General features: G+C 71.4%; 21 protein-coding genes and 1 tRNA gene. 16 read left to right on the top strand and 6 right to left on the bottom strand.

Going from position 1 to position 20,872, the window contains the following annotated elements; translation table 11 throughout:
• Window positions 1-46 precede the first annotated feature (46 nt).
• The gene (locus tag G443_RS21380; protein WP_026418641.1) at window positions 47-946 is read left to right on the top strand and encodes a thioredoxin-like domain-containing protein; all 900 of its coding nucleotides are present in this window, start codon (window positions 47-49) and stop codon (window positions 944-946) included.
• 116 nt (window positions 947-1,062) lie between these two features.
• The gene (locus G443_RS21375) at window positions 1,063-1,710 is read left to right on the top strand and encodes a DUF305 domain-containing protein (RefSeq protein WP_245588771.1); all 648 of its coding nucleotides are present in this window, start codon (window positions 1,063-1,065) and stop codon (window positions 1,708-1,710) included.
• A gap of 461 nt (window positions 1,711-2,171) precedes the next feature.
• Here the strand turns inward: G443_RS21375 and G443_RS21370 are convergent, their stop codons facing one another.
• Window positions 2,172-3,161: a cation diffusion facilitator family transporter gene (locus G443_RS21370; RefSeq protein WP_051313904.1), complete on the bottom strand. Its 990-nt coding sequence runs from the start codon at window positions 3,159-3,161 to the stop codon at window positions 2,172-2,174.
• A gap of 197 nt (window positions 3,162-3,358) precedes the next feature.
• Between G443_RS21370 and G443_RS21365 the strand changes: the two genes are divergently transcribed.
• Window positions 3,359-3,431, top strand: a tRNA-Arg gene (locus G443_RS21365).
• A gap of 639 nt (window positions 3,432-4,070) precedes the next feature.
• Here G443_RS21365 and G443_RS21360 read toward each other — a convergent pair.
• Complete coding sequence (locus G443_RS21360) at window positions 4,071-4,679, bottom strand: TetR/AcrR family transcriptional regulator (protein WP_026418644.1); 609 nt, start codon at window positions 4,677-4,679, stop codon at window positions 4,071-4,073.
• Window positions 4,680-5,116: 437 nt separating this feature from the next.
• Here G443_RS21360 and G443_RS21355 point away from each other — a divergent pair, with 437 nt between their 5' ends.
• On the top strand, window positions 5,117-5,650 hold the full coding sequence (locus G443_RS21355) for a hypothetical protein (protein WP_026418645.1): 534 nt from the start codon (window positions 5,117-5,119) through the stop codon (window positions 5,648-5,650).
• A gap of 227 nt (window positions 5,651-5,877) precedes the next feature.
• On the opposite strand, the gene G443_RS21350 is transcribed toward G443_RS21355, so the two are convergent.
• Window positions 5,878-6,282 carry a winged helix-turn-helix transcriptional regulator gene (locus tag G443_RS21350; RefSeq protein WP_245588772.1) on the bottom strand — a complete coding sequence of 135 codons (405 nt, stop codon included), beginning with the start codon at window positions 6,280-6,282 and terminating at the stop codon, window positions 5,878-5,880.
• 25 nt (window positions 6,283-6,307) lie between these two features.
• Here G443_RS21350 and G443_RS21345 point away from each other — a divergent pair, with 25 nt between their 5' ends.
• Window positions 6,308-6,739, top strand: a complete 432-nt coding sequence (locus tag G443_RS21345; protein WP_026418647.1) for a YybH family protein — start codon at window positions 6,308-6,310, stop codon at window positions 6,737-6,739.
• On the opposite strand, the gene G443_RS21340 is transcribed toward G443_RS21345, so the two are convergent.
• Window positions 6,736-6,987 carry a hypothetical protein gene (locus tag G443_RS21340; protein WP_155886107.1) on the bottom strand — a complete coding sequence of 84 codons (252 nt, stop codon included), beginning with the start codon at window positions 6,985-6,987 and terminating at the stop codon, window positions 6,736-6,738. The genes G443_RS21345 and G443_RS21340 overlap by 4 nt on opposite strands.
• 1,158 nt (window positions 6,988-8,145) lie before the next feature.
• On the opposite strand from G443_RS21340, the gene G443_RS21335 reads away from it, so the two are divergent.
• The 6 genes from G443_RS21335 to mnhG are packed head-to-tail and all read left to right on the top strand — an operon-like array spanning window position 8,146 to window position 13,909.
• Complete coding sequence (locus G443_RS21335; RefSeq protein WP_026418650.1) at window positions 8,146-10,968, top strand: DUF4040 family protein; 2,823 nt, start codon at window positions 8,146-8,148, stop codon at window positions 10,966-10,968.
• Entirely contained in the window at window positions 10,965-11,309 is a 345-nt protein-coding gene (locus tag G443_RS21330; protein WP_016697459.1) for a sodium:proton antiporter, read from the top strand. Before G443_RS21335 ends, G443_RS21330 begins: the two co-directional genes overlap by 4 nt.
• The gene (locus G443_RS21325; protein ID WP_016697458.1) at window positions 11,306-12,805 is read left to right on the top strand and encodes a monovalent cation/H+ antiporter subunit D family protein; all 1,500 of its coding nucleotides are present in this window, start codon (window positions 11,306-11,308) and stop codon (window positions 12,803-12,805) included. Before G443_RS21330 ends, G443_RS21325 begins: the two co-directional genes overlap by 4 nt.
• Complete coding sequence (locus G443_RS21320) at window positions 12,802-13,251, top strand: Na+/H+ antiporter subunit E (RefSeq protein ID WP_016697457.1); 450 nt, start codon at window positions 12,802-12,804, stop codon at window positions 13,249-13,251. Before G443_RS21325 ends, G443_RS21320 begins: the two co-directional genes overlap by 4 nt.
• The gene (locus G443_RS21315) at window positions 13,248-13,505 is read left to right on the top strand and encodes an MrpF/PhaF family protein (protein WP_016697456.1); all 258 of its coding nucleotides are present in this window, start codon (window positions 13,248-13,250) and stop codon (window positions 13,503-13,505) included. The genes G443_RS21320 and G443_RS21315 overlap by 4 nt, the downstream gene beginning before the upstream one ends.
• Window positions 13,502-13,909 carry a monovalent cation/H(+) antiporter subunit G gene (gene mnhG / locus G443_RS21310; RefSeq protein WP_051313888.1) on the top strand — a complete coding sequence of 136 codons (408 nt, stop codon included), beginning with the start codon at window positions 13,502-13,504 and terminating at the stop codon, window positions 13,907-13,909. Before G443_RS21315 ends, mnhG begins: the two co-directional genes overlap by 4 nt.
• Before the next feature lie 31 nt (window positions 13,910-13,940).
• Here the strand turns inward: mnhG and G443_RS21305 are convergent, their stop codons facing one another.
• Together G443_RS21305 and G443_RS21300 are read right to left on the bottom strand one after the other, a co-directional pair.
• Window positions 13,941-14,159, bottom strand: coding sequence for an RNA-binding S4 domain-containing protein (locus G443_RS21305; protein WP_051313905.1), 219 nt, complete (start codon window positions 14,157-14,159; stop codon window positions 13,941-13,943).
• 170 nt (window positions 14,160-14,329) lie between these two features.
• Window positions 14,330-15,040, bottom strand: coding sequence for a S1 family peptidase (locus G443_RS21300; protein ID WP_253860264.1), 711 nt, complete (start codon window positions 15,038-15,040; stop codon window positions 14,330-14,332).
• A 787-nt stretch (window positions 15,041-15,827) separates the two neighbouring features.
• Here G443_RS21300 and G443_RS21295 point away from each other — a divergent pair.
• The 5 genes from G443_RS21295 to tmk all read left to right on the top strand — a co-directional run bounded on the left by G443_RS21295 (window position 15,828) and on the right by tmk (window position 20,862).
• Entirely contained in the window at window positions 15,828-16,220 is a 393-nt protein-coding gene (locus G443_RS21295) for a VOC family protein (protein WP_026418651.1), read from the top strand.
• A 93-nt stretch (window positions 16,221-16,313) separates the two neighbouring features.
• Window positions 16,314-17,399: a saccharopine dehydrogenase NADP-binding domain-containing protein gene (locus tag G443_RS21290; protein WP_051313889.1), complete on the top strand. Its 1,086-nt coding sequence runs from the start codon at window positions 16,314-16,316 to the stop codon at window positions 17,397-17,399.
• Window positions 17,400-17,943: 544 nt separating this feature from the next.
• Window positions 17,944-18,768 carry a DNA glycosylase family protein gene (locus G443_RS21285; RefSeq protein ID WP_026418652.1) on the top strand — a complete coding sequence of 275 codons (825 nt, stop codon included), beginning with the start codon at window positions 17,944-17,946 and terminating at the stop codon, window positions 18,766-18,768.
• Window positions 18,737-20,209, top strand: coding sequence for a B12-binding domain-containing radical SAM protein (locus tag G443_RS21280; protein WP_026418653.1), 1,473 nt, complete (start codon window positions 18,737-18,739; stop codon window positions 20,207-20,209). The genes G443_RS21285 and G443_RS21280 overlap by 32 nt, the downstream gene beginning before the upstream one ends.
• Window positions 20,206-20,862 carry a dTMP kinase gene (gene tmk, locus G443_RS21275; RefSeq protein WP_016697086.1) on the top strand — a complete coding sequence of 219 codons (657 nt, stop codon included), beginning with the start codon at window positions 20,206-20,208 and terminating at the stop codon, window positions 20,860-20,862. The genes G443_RS21280 and tmk overlap by 4 nt, the downstream gene beginning before the upstream one ends.
• Window positions 20,863-20,872: the final 10 nt, after the last annotated feature.

The following is a 20,872-nucleotide window of genomic DNA, read 5'->3' as shown; positions in this document are numbered from 1 at the left end:
CGTCAGGTGCGGAGTGCGGTAGTCACGGAGACGAGGTCCGACAGGCATGGCGAGCGGAAAGAGCTCCAAAGCGGTACGCAACGCCCGCGCGGCGACGGCCGTGAAGAAGTCGAAGCCCTGGGGCACCCTGGCCGCCGTGGCGGTGCTGGTGCTCTTCGCCGGCGGCATCTTCACCTACGTCTACACGCAGTACGAGGCCACCGCCGACATCCGCGCCTTCACGCCCTCGGAGGAGAACCAGAACCCGGCCCTGGACATCGAGGGCGTCACCAGCGAGGAGTACGCGGGCCAGTTGCACGTGGTCGCTCCGCAGCGGGTGGCCTACGAGGAGTTCCCGCCCAACGGCGGACCGCACGACGAGGTGTGGGCTGGCTGCAACGGCGTGGTCTACGACGTCCCGGTGCGGAACGAGAACATGGTCCACTCGCTGGAGCACGGCGCCGTCTGGATCGCCTACAACGAGGACCAGATCCAGGGCGAGGACCTGGAGACGCTGCGGAACAAGGTCATCGGTGAGCCGGCGATGATGATGTCGCCCTACCCCGACCTCGACAGCCCGATCTCGCTCCAGGCATGGGGCCACCGGTTGAAGGTCGACAGCGCCGACGACGAGCGGATCGACCAGTTCATCACGGCCCTCCAGCTCAACGCCTACGTCTACCCCGAGATCGGTGCCACCTGCATGCCGAACCCGGCCCGCTTCGACGTGGACAACCCGCCGCCCTTCGACCCGAGCGAGCCCGGACCGGACGCCATGCCGATGTCGGCGAACCCGGAGGACTTCGGCGGCTACACCGGTCCCGGTGACGAGATGCTCGACCCCTCGGGCGCCCCGGAGGCGAGCGAGCAGCCGGAGGGCGAGGAGGACCCGGCCACGGATGAGTCGGAGGCCCCCGAGTCCGACGAGGGCGCTGACGCATCCGACGAGGGCGACACCAACGACTGAGGGCTGAGGGCCACGTGGTGACGAGGCACCCGAGGGCGCGGAGCGGGAGCGCCGAGAAGAGCGACGGTTCGCCGCCCCCGGGGGTCGGCTCCGGTGGGCCGCCGTGGATACGGGCGGTGACCCTCGTGGGCGCGGTGCTGGCGCTGCTGCTCCTCGGCGCCGCCGGCGGCATGCTGGTCGGGCTGCCGGGGGCCGGCGGTTCGGCGGCCCCGTCGGCGGAGTCCGTGGACGTCGGCTTCGCGCAGGACATGACGATCCACCACCGCCAGGCGACGACGATGGCGACCCTGTACCGGGTGAACGGGGAGGACCCGTCGATCTCCCAGCTGGCCTTCGACATCGACACCAACCAGCGCGAGCAGATCGGCTGGATGCAGGGCTGGCTGAACATCTGGGACCGTTCGCTGACACCCGTGGACGGCTACATGAACTGGATGACCGGCCCGGAGGGCCACCAGCACCACGGCGCCGTGCCCCAGGACGAGAACGGTGCTCCGGCGATCATGCCGGGCATGGCCAGCGAGGAGGAGCTGGCCGAGCTGCGGGCGGCTCGGGGCGAGGAACTCGACGTCCTGTTCCTCCAGCTGATGCTCCGCCACCACGAGGGCGGTGTCGAGATGGCCACCTACGCGGCGGAGCGCGCCGGTCGGGTGCAGGTGCGCAACCTCGCGTCGAACATGTTGCAGCACCAGACCGCGGAGAGCGCGAAGATGGTGGGCATGCTGCGGGAGCGCGGGGCCGAGCCGCTGCCCTTCGACAACTGACCGACCCCACCGGCGCCGCGAGGGCGGGTACTGGTCGGGAGCCCGACCCTGCCGGGTGCCGGGGTGTGTTCGTACCCCCACCGCGCTCGGGCCGTCGGTGCGCTCGTGCTGGCGTACCGACCGCCACCACCCCCGGCGACGCGCCCGCCGAGGCGGGCGACTGACCGGCGACGCGCCCGCGCGCTCCTCGGCGGCGGTGCGCCAGGTCGCCCCCGCCGTCCCGGGCCGCCCCGGCGGGGGTTCGTGGCCCTCTCCCGTTCCGACCTCCCGGGGGCTCGGCCGCCGCCCTCCACCCGTGCCGGTGCGACCGCCGGCGCGCTGATCGTCCCGCCACCACCGCCGGCTGCCCCCGGGAGGTCGGGGCGCGCCCGGGTTTGTCGGCGCCCCCACCTCCGGACGGTGCGCGACGGCTGGTCAGACCAGTGGTGGTCCGCCCGGTGCCCCGTCTCGGGCCGAACGGTTCACCAGCTCAACTCGCGGCAGCTCATCGGGAGGTGGGCGGGCTCCACCTGGAGGGTGGCGTGGTGGATGCCGTACTTCTCCGCGAGCATCCGTTGGGCCTCGCCCAGCACGGTCCCGGTGTCGCCGTCGGTCTCGATCGTCAGGTGCGCCTGGAGGACCTCCATGCCGGAGGTGAGGGTCCAGACGTGGAGGTCGTGCACGCCGACCACGGCCGGGAGACCGACGAGGTCCCGCCTGAGCTGGCGCACGTCGACCTCGGCGGGCGCTTCCTGCACGAGGATGCGCAGGGCCTGGCCCGCGAGCCGTGCGGTCCGGGGGATGACGAAGGCCGCGATGGCGACGGCCACGAGCGGGTCGGCGTACCGCCAGCCGAAGAGCAGCGTGACGGCGGCGCCGATGAGCACTCCGACCGAGGCCAGCGTGTCGGCCAGCACCTCCAGGTAGGCGCCCCGCACGTTGATGCTCTCGGCCGCGCCCTGTCGCAGCAGGGCGAAGGCGACGAGGTTGGCGACCAGTCCGGCGGCGGCGGCGATCATGACCGGACCGCCCTCGACCTCCGGCGGATCCGTGAAGCGGTGGGCGGCCTCGTACAGGATGAAGCCGGCGACCGCGAAGAGCAGCAGGGCGTTGGCCAGGGCCGCGAGCACCTCCAGCCGGTAGAGGCCGAAGGTGCGGCGCGTCCCGGAGGCGCGGCGCGCGGCTCGGCGGGCGGCGGTGATCGCGGCGAGGGCCATCCCGATGCCGAGGACGTCGGTCAGCATGTGGCCGGCGTCCGAGAGCAACGCGAGGGAGCCGGTGGCGAGGGCGACCACGACCTCCACGACGAGGAAGGTGACGAGCACGCACAACGCGGCCACCATCCGCCGCACATGCCTCCCGGACGCGCTCACCGCGTCGGCCGCGGTGATGCCGTGCCCGTGCCCGTGTCCGTGCCCGTGTCCGTGCCCCCGGTGCCCCTCGTCGGAACGACCGCCGTTGTCCGCTGTCATCTCGTCGCCTCCCGGAGCGAACATATAGCGATATGCGCATGAGTACAAGTCCGCAATCGCGCGCTCCCCTGGCCTGGGAGAACGAGGAGGTGAACTCGTTCAGGCGTCAACCAAGGGGGGGCGCGCGAACCCCCGATCGGGATGCGCTAAGCTTTCCCCGTCGCCGGCGAGGGGAATCCCGAAACCGACGATGGTGAGCCCTCGTAGCTCAGTGGATAGAGCACTGCCCTCCGGAGGCAGGTGTCACAGGTTCGAATCCTGTCGAGGGCGCAACGAGACCAACGAGCGCGGTGGCGGGCATCCCCCACCGCGCTTCGTCGTGTGCGGGCGACACGTCCTAGTTCCCCCTCGCGGTTTTCGGGAGACCCCAGACCCGCGAGACGGCACGTCTCCTCGACCAACTCCACGCTGGCGGACCGCGGCCGGCGGCTCACCTCACCCAGGGATGGGGTCGCGCCAGGAGAGCGGTCCGATTCCGCCATCGAGCTGTCCCCGGGACCCACGGGGGCGCGCGGCGCCCCACCGAAGCTGACGTGACGGTGGCGGCTTGCCTCCTCCCGGGCCGAGGGAGGCCGGCGGACGCTGCGCGAGCGAGCCGGTGCACGGGCGGGAGCGAGGCGTTCCCCCGGCAGGAGAACGACGAGACGTTCCCGCGCCGACGGCCAACCACCGCCGCCCCGCCCGGCTCGGCAGCTGACCCCGGCACGGAGACCCGAGGGCGCTCCCCAGCCCGCTCTCGCCCGCCCGGGTACGCCAGTCGGGACCGCACGAGCGCCCAGGAGCGGCGGCCCTGGGGGACGAGGTCCTCGTCGGCGTCCCGACACCCACCACCGGCCCAGCCCGCGTCCCCACCGGCGGGGAGGGCCGAGCCCGGGACCATCCGCTCACGGAGGAGGCGGGTCGCCAGGCTCAGGAGGGGACCGGCGTGTCGTCGCGGTCGCCCACGAGTTCCTCGATGGCGGCGAGGGCCTCCTCGGTGGGCAGGTCCTCGTCGAGCACCAGGTGCAGCATCAGCCCGTCGAGCAGCGCCACCACCAGGGTGGCGACACCGGCGCAGCGGCTCGCCGACCAGTGCGGTCGGAGCGTGGCCAGCCGGTCGGCGGCCTGCGCCCTCGACTGGCGCATCTGGTCCCGCATCACGGCACCGAGGTTGCTGTCCCGCATCGCTCCGACAACGAGTTCGACCGCGAGCCGGCTCGCCCGCGTGCTCCCGGAACTCGGCAGCAGACCACGCAGCGTGTCCAGGGCGGCCTGTTCGTCGGAGGCCTCCAACAGCTCGTCGATGACCGGGTTGATCACGAGGTCACCCGCGCGTTCGGCTATCGCGCGGTGCAGGTTGCCGACACCTCCGAAGTGGTAGTGGATCAGCCCGACGTTCGCGGTCGCCCGCTCGGCGACCGCACGGGTGGTCACGGCGGGCCATCCGCCCTCCGCCAGCAGGTCGACGCCGACCGCCACCAGCTGCTCACGGCGTCGTTCACCTCGCCCGGGACCTGGTCGATCGACTGTTTTGGTCACTCGACCAAATTAGCACCCCGGCGGGCGCCGTACCCGGAGTTTGCGCGATTCCCGGCGGTTCGGCCCGGAGAACGGCGGAATCGGCCGGTGACCATCGCGGGCAGGATGGACGCGTCGCGCCCCCGCCGACGGGAGCGCGGCGATCGTCCGACGGGGCGGCACCCGTTCGGCGGTTACCGAGCGTCAGAACGCTGCCGGCGGCGACCGGGTGCCCCACCACTGGGCGACCCTGGTGCCACCAGGTAGTTTCCACAGTGGAAGCTCCGGTGCACGCGTTTCCCGTGCTGCCACGCTCGGCACCTGGGATGACGTCGAAGCGACGGAAAGCCGCGTCAGGGGAACCCGCCCAGACCCGACGTCGGCTCGAGTTGGCAAGATACGGACTCGCCGGTGCCTCGTGACGTCTCGCGCGGAACGCGGAAGCAGAAAGGATCCTGGTGAACTCGCAAACCATCCAGGTCGACGACCTCCGCCTGCTCGCAGTGCCCAATGCCGTGAATCTCGCCGATCTCTTTCTCCGGTTCACCCTGTCCGAGTGGTCCTTACGCCCCTTGCAGGACGACGCGTCCCGCGTGATGAGCGCGCTGGTCACGGCCACCGTCGAGGACACCGACCAGCAGTCGGCGGGCTTCATCACGGTGCGCCTGCGCCTGCGCGGTGACTGCCTCGTCGTGGAGGTCGAGACCGAACGGTTCAACGAGCACGCCCCGGTGCTGGCCCAGTTGTCGGAACTGCGCACCGGGCTCGTTCCGCTCGACGGCGGAATCCGACTCGCCTGGTGTGAGCTCCCCCTGCCGACGGGGTTGAACGGCACGGCGGTCCCCCTGCCCCAACGGGAGCGACGCCCCTCCCCCGCCGCCGAGGCGATGGCGGGGGAGCCGGACGACTTCGACCCCCAGGTCATGCAGCGGCTGCTGTTCGGCCTGAGCGGAGCGGGCAAGCCCCCGCACGACGACGGCCTGGGCAACTGACGCCGCACCTCCGGGGCGGGGCGGTTTCGCCCCGCCCCGATCGGCGCGAGGTCCGTCCGGAAGGGTGACCGATCCGCGGGCCGCGCCCGAAGGCCGACGTCATCCACCCGACCGCGGCCGTGGTGCGCGCGCTGACCTCTCCTCGTGACTCCGGGGACGGGCTGGAGCGGAGCACCCGGCCGGGCCGTCACACCTCGGTCGCGGCCGACAGGTCCCACCGACCTGGTTCAGCGGCGCGGGGGCAGGCCCCCGAGGGCCTGGCCGGTGCGGTAGAGGCTGATCAGCAGTGGGCGCAGCGCTGTCCCGCGCTCGGTCACCGCGTACTCGGTCCGCGCCGGGAAGCCGGGGGCGCGCGTCCTGCCGACCAGGCCGCGCGCCTGGAGCTCACCCAACCGCTCGGTCAGCACCTTCGCGCTCAGGGTGGGAAGTCGGCGCCGGAGTTCCGTGAAGGAGCAGGGCCCGTGCAGGAGTTCCCGTAGCACCAGCGTGGTCCAGCGACCGGAGACGGCCGCCAGCGCGACCTCGACCGGGCAGTCCGGGTCCGGCCGCTGGGTGCGCCCCGCCACGTCCGGGACCAGCTCTCGGTCCCAGCCGCCGTCGGCCCTGACCACGGTTTCCGTTTGGTTACCCACGTGCGCCTCCTGTTGGCTCCGCTCCATGAGCGAGACTCCGACCCACATCCAACTCACGACGGACCCCGCACGGCACCCCGAGGTCTTCGCCTCGGCGTTCAACACCGGCGACGTCGACATCCTGGAACAGGTGTACGAGCCCGGGGCGCTGTTCGTTCCCCAACCCGGCACGGCCGTGACGGGGAAGGCACGGCGACTGGCCAACGCGGAGTTCCTGGAACTCGGGCTGCCCATCACCGTCTCCCCCCGCCACGTCTACGCCCTGGACGACGTCGCACTCTTGATCGTCGACTTCGTGATCGCCGGAACCGCGCGGCACGGCGGCTCCGTCCGCATCGAGGGAACGGCGACGGACGTGGCGCGCCGGGGGGCCGACGGGTACTGGCGCTACGCCATCGACAACCCCTTCGGCGTCGCGGAGGGGCCGGCGGGGTCGGGGCGAGCCAGCACCGCCTAACGGAGCAGGCGGAACCAGCCCAGGTCGATCTCTATCGGCAGGACCAGCAGGGGGAAGGTGAGGACGAGGCAGATCGCGCACAGCAGGAGGATGACCCGCCTGGTGGTCGGCGAGTCGCCCACCACCGCCGACAGGAGCGACACCGCGAGGCGAATCGCTTCCAACACCCCACCGCGCGAACCCCACCGTTCACCGGTCTCGCCCCCGACCTCGGTTGCGTCGAGCCAGGGGTCACGGCCTACTGTCATCAGGTTGGTCCTCCCTCGGAGCGCCAGGCGGACGCTGATCTCTGCCAGGAGCGGGCGTCCGCGAGCGCGGCTGGTGGCGACCGACCGGGGCGGCTTCCTTCCGAGGAAGCCGCCCACCACCGGCACCAATTCGTGCAAAGCAACCTACACCGGTGGGTCGATATCGCGACTACTGGCTGCCACCACTCGCTCAGCGGGCAGAAATCTTCCACGAACGGCCCAAGACGAGAGCCAAGGCGGTCAGCAGAACTAATATCGGCTGGTAGACGCAGTTCACTCGAGGCTGGAACACTCGTGGCGCCCTCGGCACGGCCCCATGCGCCGCCCGCGACTCGGACCTCCCCACCACCCGATCGTCCACGTCAGCCACCCCCAGTTCGACTACTCAGGGTAGTTTTCGGCCATGCCAAGCCTTCCCCCGCAAGGACTAATATTTCCTCGGCATATCGCCTACCGGTGATATGCTCGTCGCTCTCAGTCCCCACCGCCACGGGCGGGCTCCCCGCGTCGCGGTCGGAGCGACGGCGCCTTGAGGACGAGGCCGGCACGTCGCGCCTCGACTCCCCTCCCCCCGTGGTGGCCGAGCGGTTTGGAGCGGTGCCCACCGTTCCCGGGCTGGTAGGGTCCGTCGCGATGTCGCTCGCGCGGGGAGAGTGAGGTGCCGGTGCGCGTCGCCAGCTCGGCCCTCCCACCGCCACGGGAGCCCACCACGAGGGTGGCCGGTCCTGCCCCCAGGGCGCGGACCAGCCGCGCTCCGCAGCCACGACCGGCGCGCTGGCCCCAGGCGGTCCCAGCGGTGGCCCCCATCCCGTCGCCCGCGCTCGAGTCGACCCGTCGAGCCCTTTCCACGCCGCACCCGGTGCTGCCCCCCTCGGACACGAAACGGGCGACCGGCACCAACGGCTACACGAACTCCTGGGGAACCAACGCGCACGGCGAACTCAGCGGGTGCCCGCCGCCCCGTTCCCACGCCCTGGTCAGCGCCTCCTCTCCGCGCTGACCCGCTCCGTGGCCCCGGTCGGGACGCCACGGTCGTTCGCCCTACCCGGATTTCGCCCTCCTCGGGCTCCGGCTGTCACCGCCTTCCTCGTCCCGTGACCCGCGTCGCGGGACCACCGAGTGACGGCTGCCCCGAAGCCGAGCTGAGAGGTCACTCGTTTGGTCCTGCCACTGGTTCTCGCGGCGCTCACCGCGCTGGCGCTGGCGGCTCCCCTGCTCGACCGGTTCCTGGGCCGGTCGACGGGTTGGCCGTTGGCCGCCGCGTTCCTGGGCCTCGCCGCGCTCGTCGCCACCCGGGCACCCGAAGTGCTGTCCGGGGCCGGGGCCCCGTCCTTCGACGCACCGTGGATGCCCGCCGTCGGTGTGGGCTTCCACCTGCGGCTGGACGGTCTCGCCCTGCTGTTCGTCTCGCTCGTCCTGGTCGTGGGCGCACTGGTGATGGCCTACTCGGCCAGCTACTTCTCCCACGGGCGGCACGGCGACTTCTACCTGCTGATGACGCTGTTCGCCGCGGCGATGTTCGGTCTCGTCCTCGCCGACGACGTGGTGCTGTTGTTCGTCTTCTGGGAGATCACCACGATCTGCTCGTTCTTCCTCATCGGGAGATCGGGGTTGTCCGCGAGCCGCCCGGCGGTGCGGACGCTGATCCTCACGGCCGCGGGTGGCCTCGCGCTGCTCACCGCCGTGGTCCTGATGTGGGTGACCACCGGGACGACCCGGCTCAGCGTGATCCTGGAGCACTCCGCCTGGACCGACGACCCGGCCTTCGCCACCGCCGTCGCGGTCCTGGTGATCCTCGCCGCCTTCACCAAGTCCGCGCAGTTCCCGTTCCACTACTGGTTGCCCGACGCCATGGCCGCCAGCACACCGGTGAGCGCATACCTGCACGCCGCGGCGATGGTGAAGGCGGGGATCTACCTGCTGATGCGGTTCTCCCCCGCGCTGGCCGACCACGCGGTCTGGCAGACCGCGCTGATCGGCTTCGGCCTGGTGACCGCCGTCCTCGGCGCGCTGTTCGCCCTGCAACGCCACGACCTGAAGGAGCTGCTGGCCTACTCGACGGTGAGCCAGCTCGGGTTCCTCGTCGCGATCATCGGGGTGGGCACCCCGGCGGCGATGGCGGCCGCCACGGCCCACACCCTCGCGCACGCGCTGTTCAAGGCCACCCTGTTCATGCTGGTCGGCGTGGTGGACCGCGAGGCGGGCAGCCGGGACATCCGGAAGCTCACCGGTCTCCGACGGGTCATGCCGGTCACCGCGACGCTGACGGGGCTGGCGGCCCTGTCGATGGCCGGTGTTCCGCCGCTGCTGGGCTTCGTCAGCAAGGAGAGCATGTTCGGCGCCTTCCTCGACGCCCCGGGCCCCGGATGGGTGGGGCCGGTCGTGGGCGGGGTCGCTGTGGTGGGGGCGATCCTCACCTTCGCCTACTCCTTCCGGCTGGTCTACGGGGCTTTCGGCGGGCCCACCGAGCAGAGCCACCTCCGGGAGCCGAAGGCGGCGTTCCTGTTCCCCGCCGCCGTGGCGTCGGTGGCGGGTCTGGTGCTCGGGCTGGTGGTCCCGCTGCTCAACCCCCTGGTGGACCGGGTCGTCACCGATACCTGGGGGCTGGTCCACGACAGCGACCTCGCGCTCTGGCACGGTTTCTCCACCGCGCTGGGGATGTCGGTGGTCGTCCTCGGCGCCGGGACGGTGCTCTTCCTCCGACGGGCGTGGCTCGACCGGGTGTTGGACCGCTCGTTGTTCCCCGTCCGGGGGACGGAGGTGTTCGAACGCCTGTACCGGGGGACGATCGCGCTGGGTGCGCGGGTGGGTGATCTCACCCGGAGCGACTCCCCCGCCCAGCACCTCGCGATGCCCTTCGTGCTGCTGGCGGTGCTGGCCTCGGTCGCGTTGTCGGCCGGTCTCGCCGTCGGCGACTTCCCCGCTCCGGTGAGCCGGCCGATGGACTGGGTGCTCGTCGCCCTGATCGCCGCCTCGGTGCTCGGAGCGGTGGTGGCGCGCTCCCGCCTCGCCGCGCTGGGGTCGATCGGGGTGGGGGGTTTCACCGTCGCCCTGTGGTTCTTCACGCTCGGCGCCCCCGACGTCGGTCTGACCCAGCTGCTGGTCGAGGTGCTCACCGTCGTCGTCGCGGTCCTGGTCCTCCGGCGGCTGCCACGGTCCTTCCACCCCACGGGGAGGGTGCGGAGGGCCGCCGCCGCGGTCCTCGCGATCGTCGCCGGTGGGGTCGCCGCGCTCGCCACCTACACGATGACCGGTCGCCGGGAGCTGTCCCCCGCGGCGGACTACTTCCTGACCGAAGCCGAGAACGAGACCGGCGGCACCAACGTCGTGAACACCATCCTGGTGGACTTCCGCGCGTTGGACACGCTGGGGGAGCTGACCGTGCTCGGCATCGCCGGGCTGGTGATCGTGGCCGTGCTCAACGCCAACGGCCTGCTGCCGAACCGGCAGCCGACGGCCATCCACCGGTTCGCCGGCAGTCCCATTGATTCGCCGACCGATGCCACCATCCTGTTCCGCACCGTGGGGCGGTGGTTGGCGCCGCTGGTGATCCTGTTGTCGGCCTACCTGCTCCTGCGGGGCCACTACGAGCCGGGCGGCGGGTTCATCTCGGCGCTGGTGGGCGGCGCCGGGTTCGCCCTGGCCTACCTCAGCGCGCCGAGTTCGGACCGCGCCCCGATCCGCTGGCCCTACATCGCCCTGATCGCCTCCGGTGTCGGGGTCGCGGTGTTGACGGGGGTGGCGGGCTACCTGGAGGGGAGCTTCCTCCGGCCAGTCCACCTGGACATCCCGCTCCCCTGGGGGGGTGAGTACCACTTCACCTCGGCCCTGGTCTTCGACGTCGGTGTCTACCTGGCGGTGATCGGTGTCGTGGTCACGGCGTTGAACCGGCTGGGAGGGGATTCCGGCCCGCCGGGCGGGATGCCTCGATCGCGGGGCGCGTCCAGGTCCGGTCGGAGCGCGGGGAAGGAGACCCGATGACTCTCGCGATCTCCGTCGGCCTGCTGGTGGCCGGCGGCGTGTACCTGGTGGTGCAGCGCGGCATGGTGCGCATCACCTTCGGCTTCGTCCTGCTCGGCCACGCGGTGAACCTGCTGCTGGTGTCGGGTGGGGGCGCGTTCCGCAGGGAGGCCCCGCTGATGTCGGAGACGGACGCCTCGGTGGCGGCCGATCCGCTGCCGCAGGCGTTCGTCCTCACCGCGATCGTGATCGCGTTCGCGATCACCGTCTACATGCTCACCCTCGCCGGGGTCGGCAAGCGGGACGATGACACGCGGGGCGGCCCGGCCGTGTCCGGCGAGAAGGACGAGGAGAAGGCATGACCGGCGCTCTCCTGCCGTTGGCCGTGGCGGTGCCGCTGCTCGCCGCCGCGGTGTTGACCGTGCTCCGGGAACCCGCCCTACCGCGCCGGGTGATCCTGCTCGGAACGAGCGCGCTGAGCCTCGGGTTCGGTGTCCTGCTCGTCGTCGCCAGCTGGGACGGCGGCATCGTCTCGCACAACGTCGGTCTCTGGCCGAACGGGATCAGCATCCCGTTCGTCGGGGACATGTTCGGCGCCCTGATGATCGTGGTGACCTCGCTGCTGACACTGGTGTGTTCGGCGTTCGCGATCGCCGCGGGTGACGAGGAACGCAGGTTCTTCGCGCCGCTGGTCCTCGTCCTGGCGGCGGGTGTGAACGGGGCGCTGCTCACGGCGGACCTGTTCAACCTGTTCGTCTTCATCGAGGTGATGTTGCTGCCCTCGTACGGGCTGCTGGCGATGCTCACCGGCATCCGGGGGGTGCGGGCCGGCCGGCTGTACGTGGCGATGAACCTGCTGACCTCGACGGTGTTCCTCGCCGGCGTCGGCCTCGTCTACGGGGTGACGGGCACCGTCAACCTCGGGGAGCTGGCCGGGCTGGCCGCCGAATCCGAACTGGTGGCCACGGCGGTGGCGGTCGTGTTGATCGCCCTGTCGGTCAAGGCCGCCGTCGTCCCGGTGCACGGCTGGTTGGCCAGGACCTACCCCTACGCCTCCCCCGCGGTGACCGCGTTGTTCTCCGGGCTGCACACCAAGGTGGCGATCTACGCGATCTACCGGGTGTACGCGGTGGTCTTCGAGGGGGACAGCACCTACCTGTGGATCGGTGTGGTCGCGATGGGCGTGACCATGGTGGTGGGGGTGCTCGGCGCGGTCGGGGAGAACACGACGCGGTCGATCCTCGCGTTCCACATGATCTCCCAGATCGGCTACATCCTGCTGGGGGTGGCGCTGTTCGGCCCGCTCGGCCTGACCGCCGGCATCTTCTACCTGTTGCACCACATGGTCGTGAAGGCGTCGCTGTTCCTGTCCACCGGAGCGGTGGAGGTCACCTACGGGACGAACCGGCTGGACCGGCTGGGTGGGGTGGCCAGGACGGAACCGCTGCTCGCGGCGGCCTTCCTCGGTGCCGCCCTGTCGCTGGCCGGGATGCCGCCCTTCTCCGGGTTCGTGGCGAAGTTGACGCTGGTGCGGGCCGCCTTCGACGAGGGGCAGGTCGCGGTGGCGGTGGTCGCCGTGGCGGTCAGCCTGCTCACGCTGATGTCGATGCTGAAGATCTGGGGCGGGGTGTTCTGGGGCCGGTCCCCGGAGGACGTCGCGGGGCACCACCTCGAACGGCACCCGAGAGGAGCACTGCTCACCAGGGTCCGGCCGGCACTCGTGCTGCCAGCCCTGGTCCTCACCGGGGTGACCCTCGGGGTGGGTATCGGGGCGCAGGGCCTGCTGGTGCTGGCGGAACAGGCGGCGGCGGGACTGCTGGACACGTCCGGCTACATCGAGGCGGTGATCGGCCGATGACACGGCACCTGGCACGGATCCTCCGGCTGGTCGGGTTCCTGGGGTACTACCTGCTGGAACTCGTGAAGGCGAACGTCTCGGTGATCAGGGAGACCCTGGTCCCGAGTGACCGGTTGCGGCCCGGCATCGCCGAACTGCCGCTGCGCTGCCGGACGGACCTGGAGATCACGATGATCGCGAACCTGATCTCGTTGACCCCGGGGACGCTGACGGTGGCGGTCAGGGCGGAGCCGCCGACCCTGTGGGTGCACGGGATGTTCGCGGAGGACCGCGAGGCGTTCCGTGCCGAGTTGTACGAGATGGAGGGTCGGATGCTGGTGGCGATGCGGTTGTCCGCCGCCGCCGGCGCGCTGCCCGGTCCGGGGCCGGCGGATGGCCCCGCGTCCGAGGCGGGTGGCGTGGCGCGTCGGTCCGCCGACCGCGGCGAGGACGGAGACGAGACGTGATCCTCATCGATCTGGCGATCGTGCTGGTCGCCCTGAGCCTGCTCGCAGCCGTGGTCCGGTTGGTGCGCGGCCCCTCCGACGCGGACCGGGGTCTCGCCGGGGACCTGGTCTTCTTCGGTTTCGTCGCGCTCGTCGCCCTGGTCGGCCTCCGCGCGGACAGCGAGGTCGTCTTCGACGTGGTCCTGGTGGCCACCCTGGTCGGGTTCCTGGCCAGTCTCTCGATCGCCCGGCTCGTGACAGGGGGGAAACGATGAGCGTGCTGCTCGGTCACGTGGGAACCGCGCTGGTCGTGGTGGGTGCCCTCGTGCTGGCGCTGGCCGGGGTCGGGCTGCTGCGCCTGCCCGACCTGTACACGAGGGCCAGCGCGGTGACCACGGCCTCGGGTCTCGGGGTGGGGCTGGTGCTGGTGGGTGTGCTGCTGCACCACCCCAGCCTCGGGAACACCGTGAAGGTGGTGTTGGCGGTCGTGGTGCAGCTGACGACGGCGGCGGTCGGCGGTTACGCGATCGCCAGGGCCGGCTACCTGACCGGTGTCCCGCTGGCGAAGCGGACCCGCTACGACGAACTGGGGGCGGTGGTGCGGACCGCGCGGGGCGGTCCGGAGCGGCCGGGCCGGCGCCGCCGTCCCGGCCGTCGGCGGGGACGGGGACGGGGCTGAGCCACGGGCCTGGCCGGGCCGTCGCGTCCGGTCAGGCCCCGGGGCCGACGACGCGGGTGGTGCGCCCTCTGGCTGCCACCACGTCCCCCGGGGCGAGCTGGCGGCCCCGCCTGGTCTCCGGCTGGTCGTTGACGGTGACCTGCCCCGACTCCAGCATGTCCCTGGCGTCACCGCCGTCGGAGGCGAGGTCGGCGAGCTTGAGGAACTGACCGAGTCTGATGCTGCCGTCCCGGATCGGCACGTCGTCCATGCCGACCATCATGCCGGTGCCGGGCGCGACGCCGCGCACCGCTCCTCGGGCGCCCGGCCGTGGCGTGCGGCGCCGGTGCTCGGCGTTCCCCAGGACGCGGAGCGGGCCGGGTGGGAGCGCCGGGTGTGGGTTCCCCGACGCTCCCCGACCGTGGTGCGGTGACGCCTCGGTCAGCCGAGTTGGGCCTGGATGTCGGCGGCGTAGGTCGAGACGCGGGCGTAGACGCCGGGGTAGCCGGCCCAGGCGCAGCCGTTGCCCCAGGAGACGATGCCGATCAGCTTCCCGTCGACCACCAGCGGGCCGCCGGAGTCACCCTGGCAGGCGTCGTAGCCGCCCTCCGGGAACCCGGCGCACACCATGGCGGTGCTGTTGTACTGGGAGTAGGCCCCCGCGCAGGTGGCGTCGCTGGTCACCGGGACGTCCACCTCCAGCAGGTAGCGGGAGGCGGCGCCGCCGGAGGAGGTCGCCCCCCAGCCGAGGACCTTGCTGGTGGTGCCGGCCTCGTACAGCGCCGTGTCGGCGGGTGTGGCGAGCGGCAGCGTCTCGTAGGGGAGGTCGCGGTCCAGGGTGAGCACCGAGACGTCCTCGCCGATCAGGTAACTCCGGTAGTCGGGGTGGTTCCAGATGCTGGTGACGGAGGCGACCACGCCCGCCGTGCCGTTCTTGTCCTCGCGGCCCGCGACGACCCGGACGGCCGAGGCGGAGCGGTTGATCGTGCAGTGCGCCGCCGACACGACCTTGTTCGGCGCGACGAGCGCTCCGCCGCAGAACTGGGAGCCGGCGGTGTTGGTCAGGTAGACGGCCCACGGGTAGTCGGAGATGCTGGCCCGGGTTCCGCCGACGATGCGGGTGCCGACGTCTCCCGCCTCGGTGCCGGGCACGGTGGGGGCGGGGCCCCGGCGATGGGCTCCGTCTCGGCCGCGGCCTGGATGCCCGTGAGCGGGAGGAGCGCGGCGGCGAGCATGGCGCCGAGGGCGGCCCACCGTCGGGACTTCGTGTTAGCCACGTTGGTCTCCTTCGTTCGCGACGCCGTGTGGACGAACCTGCGGCAGGGAGTGGCCGTCCGGCATCAGGAACATCAAACAGACGGTCCACACGCCAACGACAGGCCCAATAGAGGTAACCCGAAGAGACTCCACAATTACCTTCGGTAATCACGGTTGGTGTTCACACGACCGTCATGAGCCGCTGGTCAGGACGTCATGCGCGGGTGGACGCTACGGCGCGACCACCGGGGCCACCGGCCCCGAGCACCAACCACCCGCCCCAGTGGACGCGGGCGCGATCAGGGCACGACGAGTCGCGGCGGCGAGGGAATTCGGGGCCGCCCCAGTGCCCGGCGGGCTCGGCCCCCGCTCGATGAAGGTGCGGCGAGCGCCGCCGATCCCGTCGAGGTGCCGCCGGGTCCCAGCCCAGGCGCGCACTCCGTTGGCCCGTGTCCCGCGGTGCCGCGCCCGCCACGCCGACGGCATCGAGGTCGAGTGGGTGGAGTGGACTGAGCACCTCGTCCGGTGGCTGAGGCCAGGGCGTGTGTCCGGAACCGGACCCGACCTGAGCCGTGCGGCGGCTGACCCGCCCCGGGCGCGGGGAGTCGACCCGCTCCGCCCGAGTTGTCGGTCTCCTCCCCCAGGCTGGGGACGACAGTGATCACCGGAGAGGAGAACGGACATGCGGGACCACGCGCAGGGCACCATCGGCACCGTCACGGGGTTCGACCTCACCGTGTCGGACACCCCGGGCATCCGGGACTTCTACGCGGCGGTGGTGGGCGGGGAGGCACGGCCCCTCGGGTTGGGGGACCACGACGACTACCAGATGCTGGCCGCCGACGACACTCCCAGGACCGGGGTGTCCCCTCGGCGCGGCGCCAACGCCGACCGACCCGCGCACTGGCTGAGTCACGTCACCGTCGCCGACCTCGACACCAGCCTGGAGCGGGTGCGCGCCCTCGGCGGCCGGGTGCTGACCGAACCCCGGGGCACCGGGCCGGGCGCCTACGCCGTCATCGCCGACCCCGCCGGGGCGGTGCTGGCACTACGGCAACGAGCGGTGGACGGATGAGGACCGGCTCGGCGGGCGCGCACCGGACGTCCGGGCCCGAGCCGCCGTAGCCTCGGAAGGACAGCCACGTCCACCTGGGAGCGGAACCCGACCATGACCACCCGTGACGTCCCACCCCGCGAAGTCGACCCCGGTGGGAGTTGCCTGGTCCTCGGCGGTGCCGGGGCGGTGGGCCGCCACCTCGCCCCGATGCTGGGGCAGGTCGTGCCGGGTGTGGTGGTGGTCGCGAGCCGGTGTCGCCACCGGGCGGCCGCCGTCGCCGCCACGGTCCAGGGCGGGAGCACCGCCGTCCAACTCGACCCGCACGACCCGACCGCCCTCTCCGAGGCCCTCCGGGACGTCGGGACGGTCGTGAACTGCGTGGAGGACCCCGAGGGGTGGGTGGCGGGCCGCTGCGCGGAACGCGGAGTCCGCTACGTCGACATCAGTGCCAACGCCGAGGTGCTGGGCGCCGTCGAGGCACGACGAGCGGACTTCCTCCGCAGCGGGACGACGGCGGTGCTCAGCGTGGGTGTCGCGCCGGGCCTGACGAACCTGCTGGCCACGCACGCGGTCTCCCGGCTGGCGGAGGCACCGGCCAGGGTCGAGATCGGCGTCCTGCTCGGGACGGGCGAGGCGCACGGAGCGGCCGGCGCGCGCTGGACGGCCGAAGGGCTGGCCGCCGCCCCCCGTGGTCGCGGCGCCGGCGGCAACCCCCGCCTCACCCGGTTCCCCGAGTTCGGTGCGCGCCGCGCGTACCCCTTCCCCTTCTCCGACCAGGAACACCTACGGGCCACCCTCGGGGTGCCGGTGACGACGCGGTTGTGCTTCGACAACCCGGCGGTGACGGCGGCGGTGTTCCGGGCCCGCCGGGCGGTGCGCCCGCTGGTGGCGCGTCTCGGAGCCGGTGAGCGGGTGGCGGCGACCGCTGGCCGGGTCCGCCTCGGGGGCAGCCGGTTCGCCGTCGTCGCCGAAGCCGTCGGGGCCGGGGGCGGGTCGGCGCGCTTCGGGGTGACCGGGGACGGGCAGAGCAGGGCGACCGCCCTGGTCGCCGCCCGGGTCGTGGAGCTGATGACCAGCGGTGCCCACCCGCCCGGCGTGTTCCACCTCGACCAGTTCGTCGAGCCGGCGCGGTTCCTCTCGTCCCTCACCGACGCGGGGCTGCGGTGGCACGAGCGGAGGAACGTCGGCTCGGGCTGAACGTCGCGGATCGCGGGAGCGAAGGGCGACTGGAGTGGCGCACCCGACGGTGGGAGGTCATCGGCGGGCTCCTCCGCATCGGCCAGCCGGACGTGTCGACTCATGGGCACTTTCTCGCGCGAGACGTGCTCGTGGGGGAGGCGAGCTCACCCACCGATCCGCCACGCGATGTCGCGATCCCGGGCATGACGAACGCGGGGAGCCCCGCCAACTCCGCCGGGTCGGCAGGCGGCAACTCGAAAGGGCCTGACGCCGGCCATAGCCCACTCTCTTCGTGGTGATGGGCGTACTTCAGGTTGACCTCAGCCACAAGGCATCGAGGGCCAGCCTTGCCAGCCTGGGATCTCACAGTAAGGTGCCCTTAGTGGTGACCCCGCTACGTCCAGTCACCGCCCTGGTTCAGGACCCGGACCGGCTGAAGCACCTGGCCGAGCGTCATCCCGTGCTGGTCTCGCTGACGGCCATACCCGGCACAGTCCACTTGGAAGTGAAGCGTGATCGGCATGATGAGTGCGCACCCCGCGAGCGGAAGGACGACGCCTGAGTGATCGTTGACTCGGTGATGACCGACCACCCGTCCTGGCTCGCTAGCGGTACTGGCGCCTTCCGAGCTGTGCGCTGCGGAAACGCCGTCTGGGCGATGACCGTCGCCTCCGCCGAGGACGGTTGTCGCCACCGCACCGCCGTCGATCGCGTGTCCGGTGATGGGGAGGCGCCAGTGGTCGACGTGGTTGATCCCGCGACTCTGACCGGGGCAGGCGACATCGTCGACAACCTGCGTGCCGCTGGACAAGTGGCGCGGTGGCGCAACCCGGATCTGTGGGACGCGTTGGCCACCTCGATCGTGCGGCAGGTCATCCGGGCGGGTCAGGCCCGCAAGCTCTACCGCGCCTTCGGCCAAGCCCACGGCGAGCCGGTAGTCACCTCGCACGGCCAGACGTGGCTGTTCCCTGATCCGGCGACGGTGCTCGAGCTGTCCGACGCCGAGTTCACGCGGCTGGGCATGGCGTTCAAAGCACGTCCCTTGCGCGCCGCCGCGGAAGCGTACCTGGAGTTCGGCGCCAAGTGGGCCGAACTCGAGCCGTCCACGCTGGTCGGCGAGGTGCAGAACGTACCGCGAATCGGTCCCTGGACCGCCGGCGCGACCGTAGCCGACCTCACCAACGACTACACCCTGTATCCCTTCGCCGACCTCGCCGTCCGCACCTGGGCGAAACGCCTCGCACCGCAGCGACTTTGGCCGGATACCGAGCCGGAGTTCGCGCGGGTGTGGGCGGAGGCGGCGGGGGGGCAGCTGTCCGCGCGGACCCTGCTCACTCTCGCCTGGGGAGTACGCCATGCCCGCACAACCGGAGTCGTCGCTCTCTAACCTGATCGCCGGTGCCGAGCACACCCGCCCGCTCGATGCCATCTTCGTCAACGCGCCCCTACGCGACTACACCCAACGGCCACGGGTCAACGACTTCACCCTGCCGGTCCTCGGCATGGGCTACCTCGCGACCTACGCCACGGCCCAGGGGTTCAACGTCGGTGTCCTGGATGCCGAAGCGCACGGCCAAGGCATCGCCGCAACCGTCGACCTGATCAACAGGCGGGGGCCTCGGTGGGTCGGGTTCAATCTGCTCGCTCCGACCTATGAGATCAGCGCTCGCATCGCCGCCCAACTCGATCCCTCGATCAAGGTCATGCTCGGCGGGCACCAAGCCAAGGCGATGCCCACCGAAATCCTGAACGACCCGCGTATGGCTGGGTGCGAAGCTCTGGTGCTGGGTGAGGGAGAGACCCGCGTGGCGGCCCTGTTGGCTGATCAGGGAGCCCGCGCCTACCTGCCCGGAGTGATGTGGCTGGACCCGATTCTGAAGTCTCCGGTTACCGGCGGGAAGCCCGGGACGGCGCACCACCTGGCGCCAGATATCAACGCTCTGCCCTTCATTGACCGCCGTTTCCTGGCCCAGGACCCACACCACGAGAACGGGCGGTGGGAAGCCAACATGGTCGGGGCACGAGGTTGCCCCTACGACTGTTCCTTCTGCGGCGCCGCTGTCTCAGCCAACCCGGACATCACCATCCGCACCCGTGACCCGTACAACATCCTCGCCGAGATGCACCAGCTCCGCGAGCAAGGCGTCACCGCGTTCCGCTTCGTCGACGACCTGTTCCTCGGCGCTCGGCGGGTCATCGAGCGGACGATGAACGCCTTCGCAGCCGACAGGGTCGGCGACTGGGCGGTGTGGGACGCTACCGGCCGCATCAACGTACTGGACCGCGCCAGTGACACCACCCTGGACAGGTTGGCACGTAACGGGTTACGCGAAGTCGCACTCGGGATCGAATCCGGAAGTCAACGGATCCTGGAGCTGATCGACAAACGCATCGATCCCGGTATGACCCAGCGTGTCGTGCGGAGGCTGACCGAACGCGGGATCAGTGTCAAGGGCTACTTCATCCTCGGATTCCCCACTGAGACGGTGGCCGAGATCGACTCCACCGTACGTCTGGTCCACGAACTCTGGAACCTCACCGAAGCGCTACCCGGACGATTCCGGGCCTCAGCTTTCGAGTATCGGCCCTATCCGGGGACCCCGGATTGGCACCGGCTCCTCGCGACCGGTCGCTACAGCACGGCCCAACTGCTCGATTACAGCGCCGTCGACCTCACCGGTGCCGGCCTGGACGAATCCATGCGAGAGCGCGACGAATTCAACTTCTCCGTCAACCTGCCCTTGGCCGAGGCACCGATCGACTACGTCCGCACGCGACTGGTCGCGCTCTCCCGCGAGCAGTACACCCGCAAGGCCACCGCCGCATGACCGCCACCGACTCGGTCACCGGGCATCGCGGGGTGTTCGTCACCCTCGACGGGATGGGTGGCGCTGGCAAGTCCACCACCACCCGGCATCTGAATGAGCACCTCGCCGCACAGGGGTACACGGTGCATGTCACCACCGAGCCCTCTCATGCCGAGTTGGGCGCAATCGCTCGTCACGGCACCGACACCTACAGCCGGCACGCCCTGGCCTGTCTGGTGGCCGCCGACCGCTACCACCACCTGGCCACCGAGATCCGCCCCAATCTGGCGGCTGGACGCATCGTCCTCTGCGACCGCTACGTCGCCTCCTCCTTCGTGTTGCAACGCATGGACCGTGTGCCCATCGAGTTCGTCGAAGCGCTCAATGCCGCCGCCGACATCCCGGACCTAGCGGTCATCCTGATTGCCGACGCGACCGTCACCGCTGGCCGGATCGAGAGGCGAGGCTCGCACAGCCGCTTCGAGAGCGGCCTGGCCACCAGCCGCGCCGAAGCCGAGCTCTACCAGGACACGAGCCGGCGCCTGGGTGCAGGCCGCTGGCCGCTGCTGACGGTGGACACCACCCGCACCCCCATCGCTCACGTCACAAGCCTGATCGCCAAGCGAATCGCCCACCTGGCGGGCCTCCCGCACGCCGATCCGGCCACCCCCTAAGCTCCGCTTG

This window comes from Actinoalloteichus caeruleus DSM 43889, from assembly GCF_000429185.2.
Taxonomy (GTDB): Bacteria; Actinomycetota; Actinomycetes; order Mycobacteriales; family Pseudonocardiaceae; genus Actinoalloteichus_B; species Actinoalloteichus_B caeruleus.
Note: the sequence above shows the minus strand (reverse complement) of the source record. Positions and strands in the feature narration are given on the sequence as shown.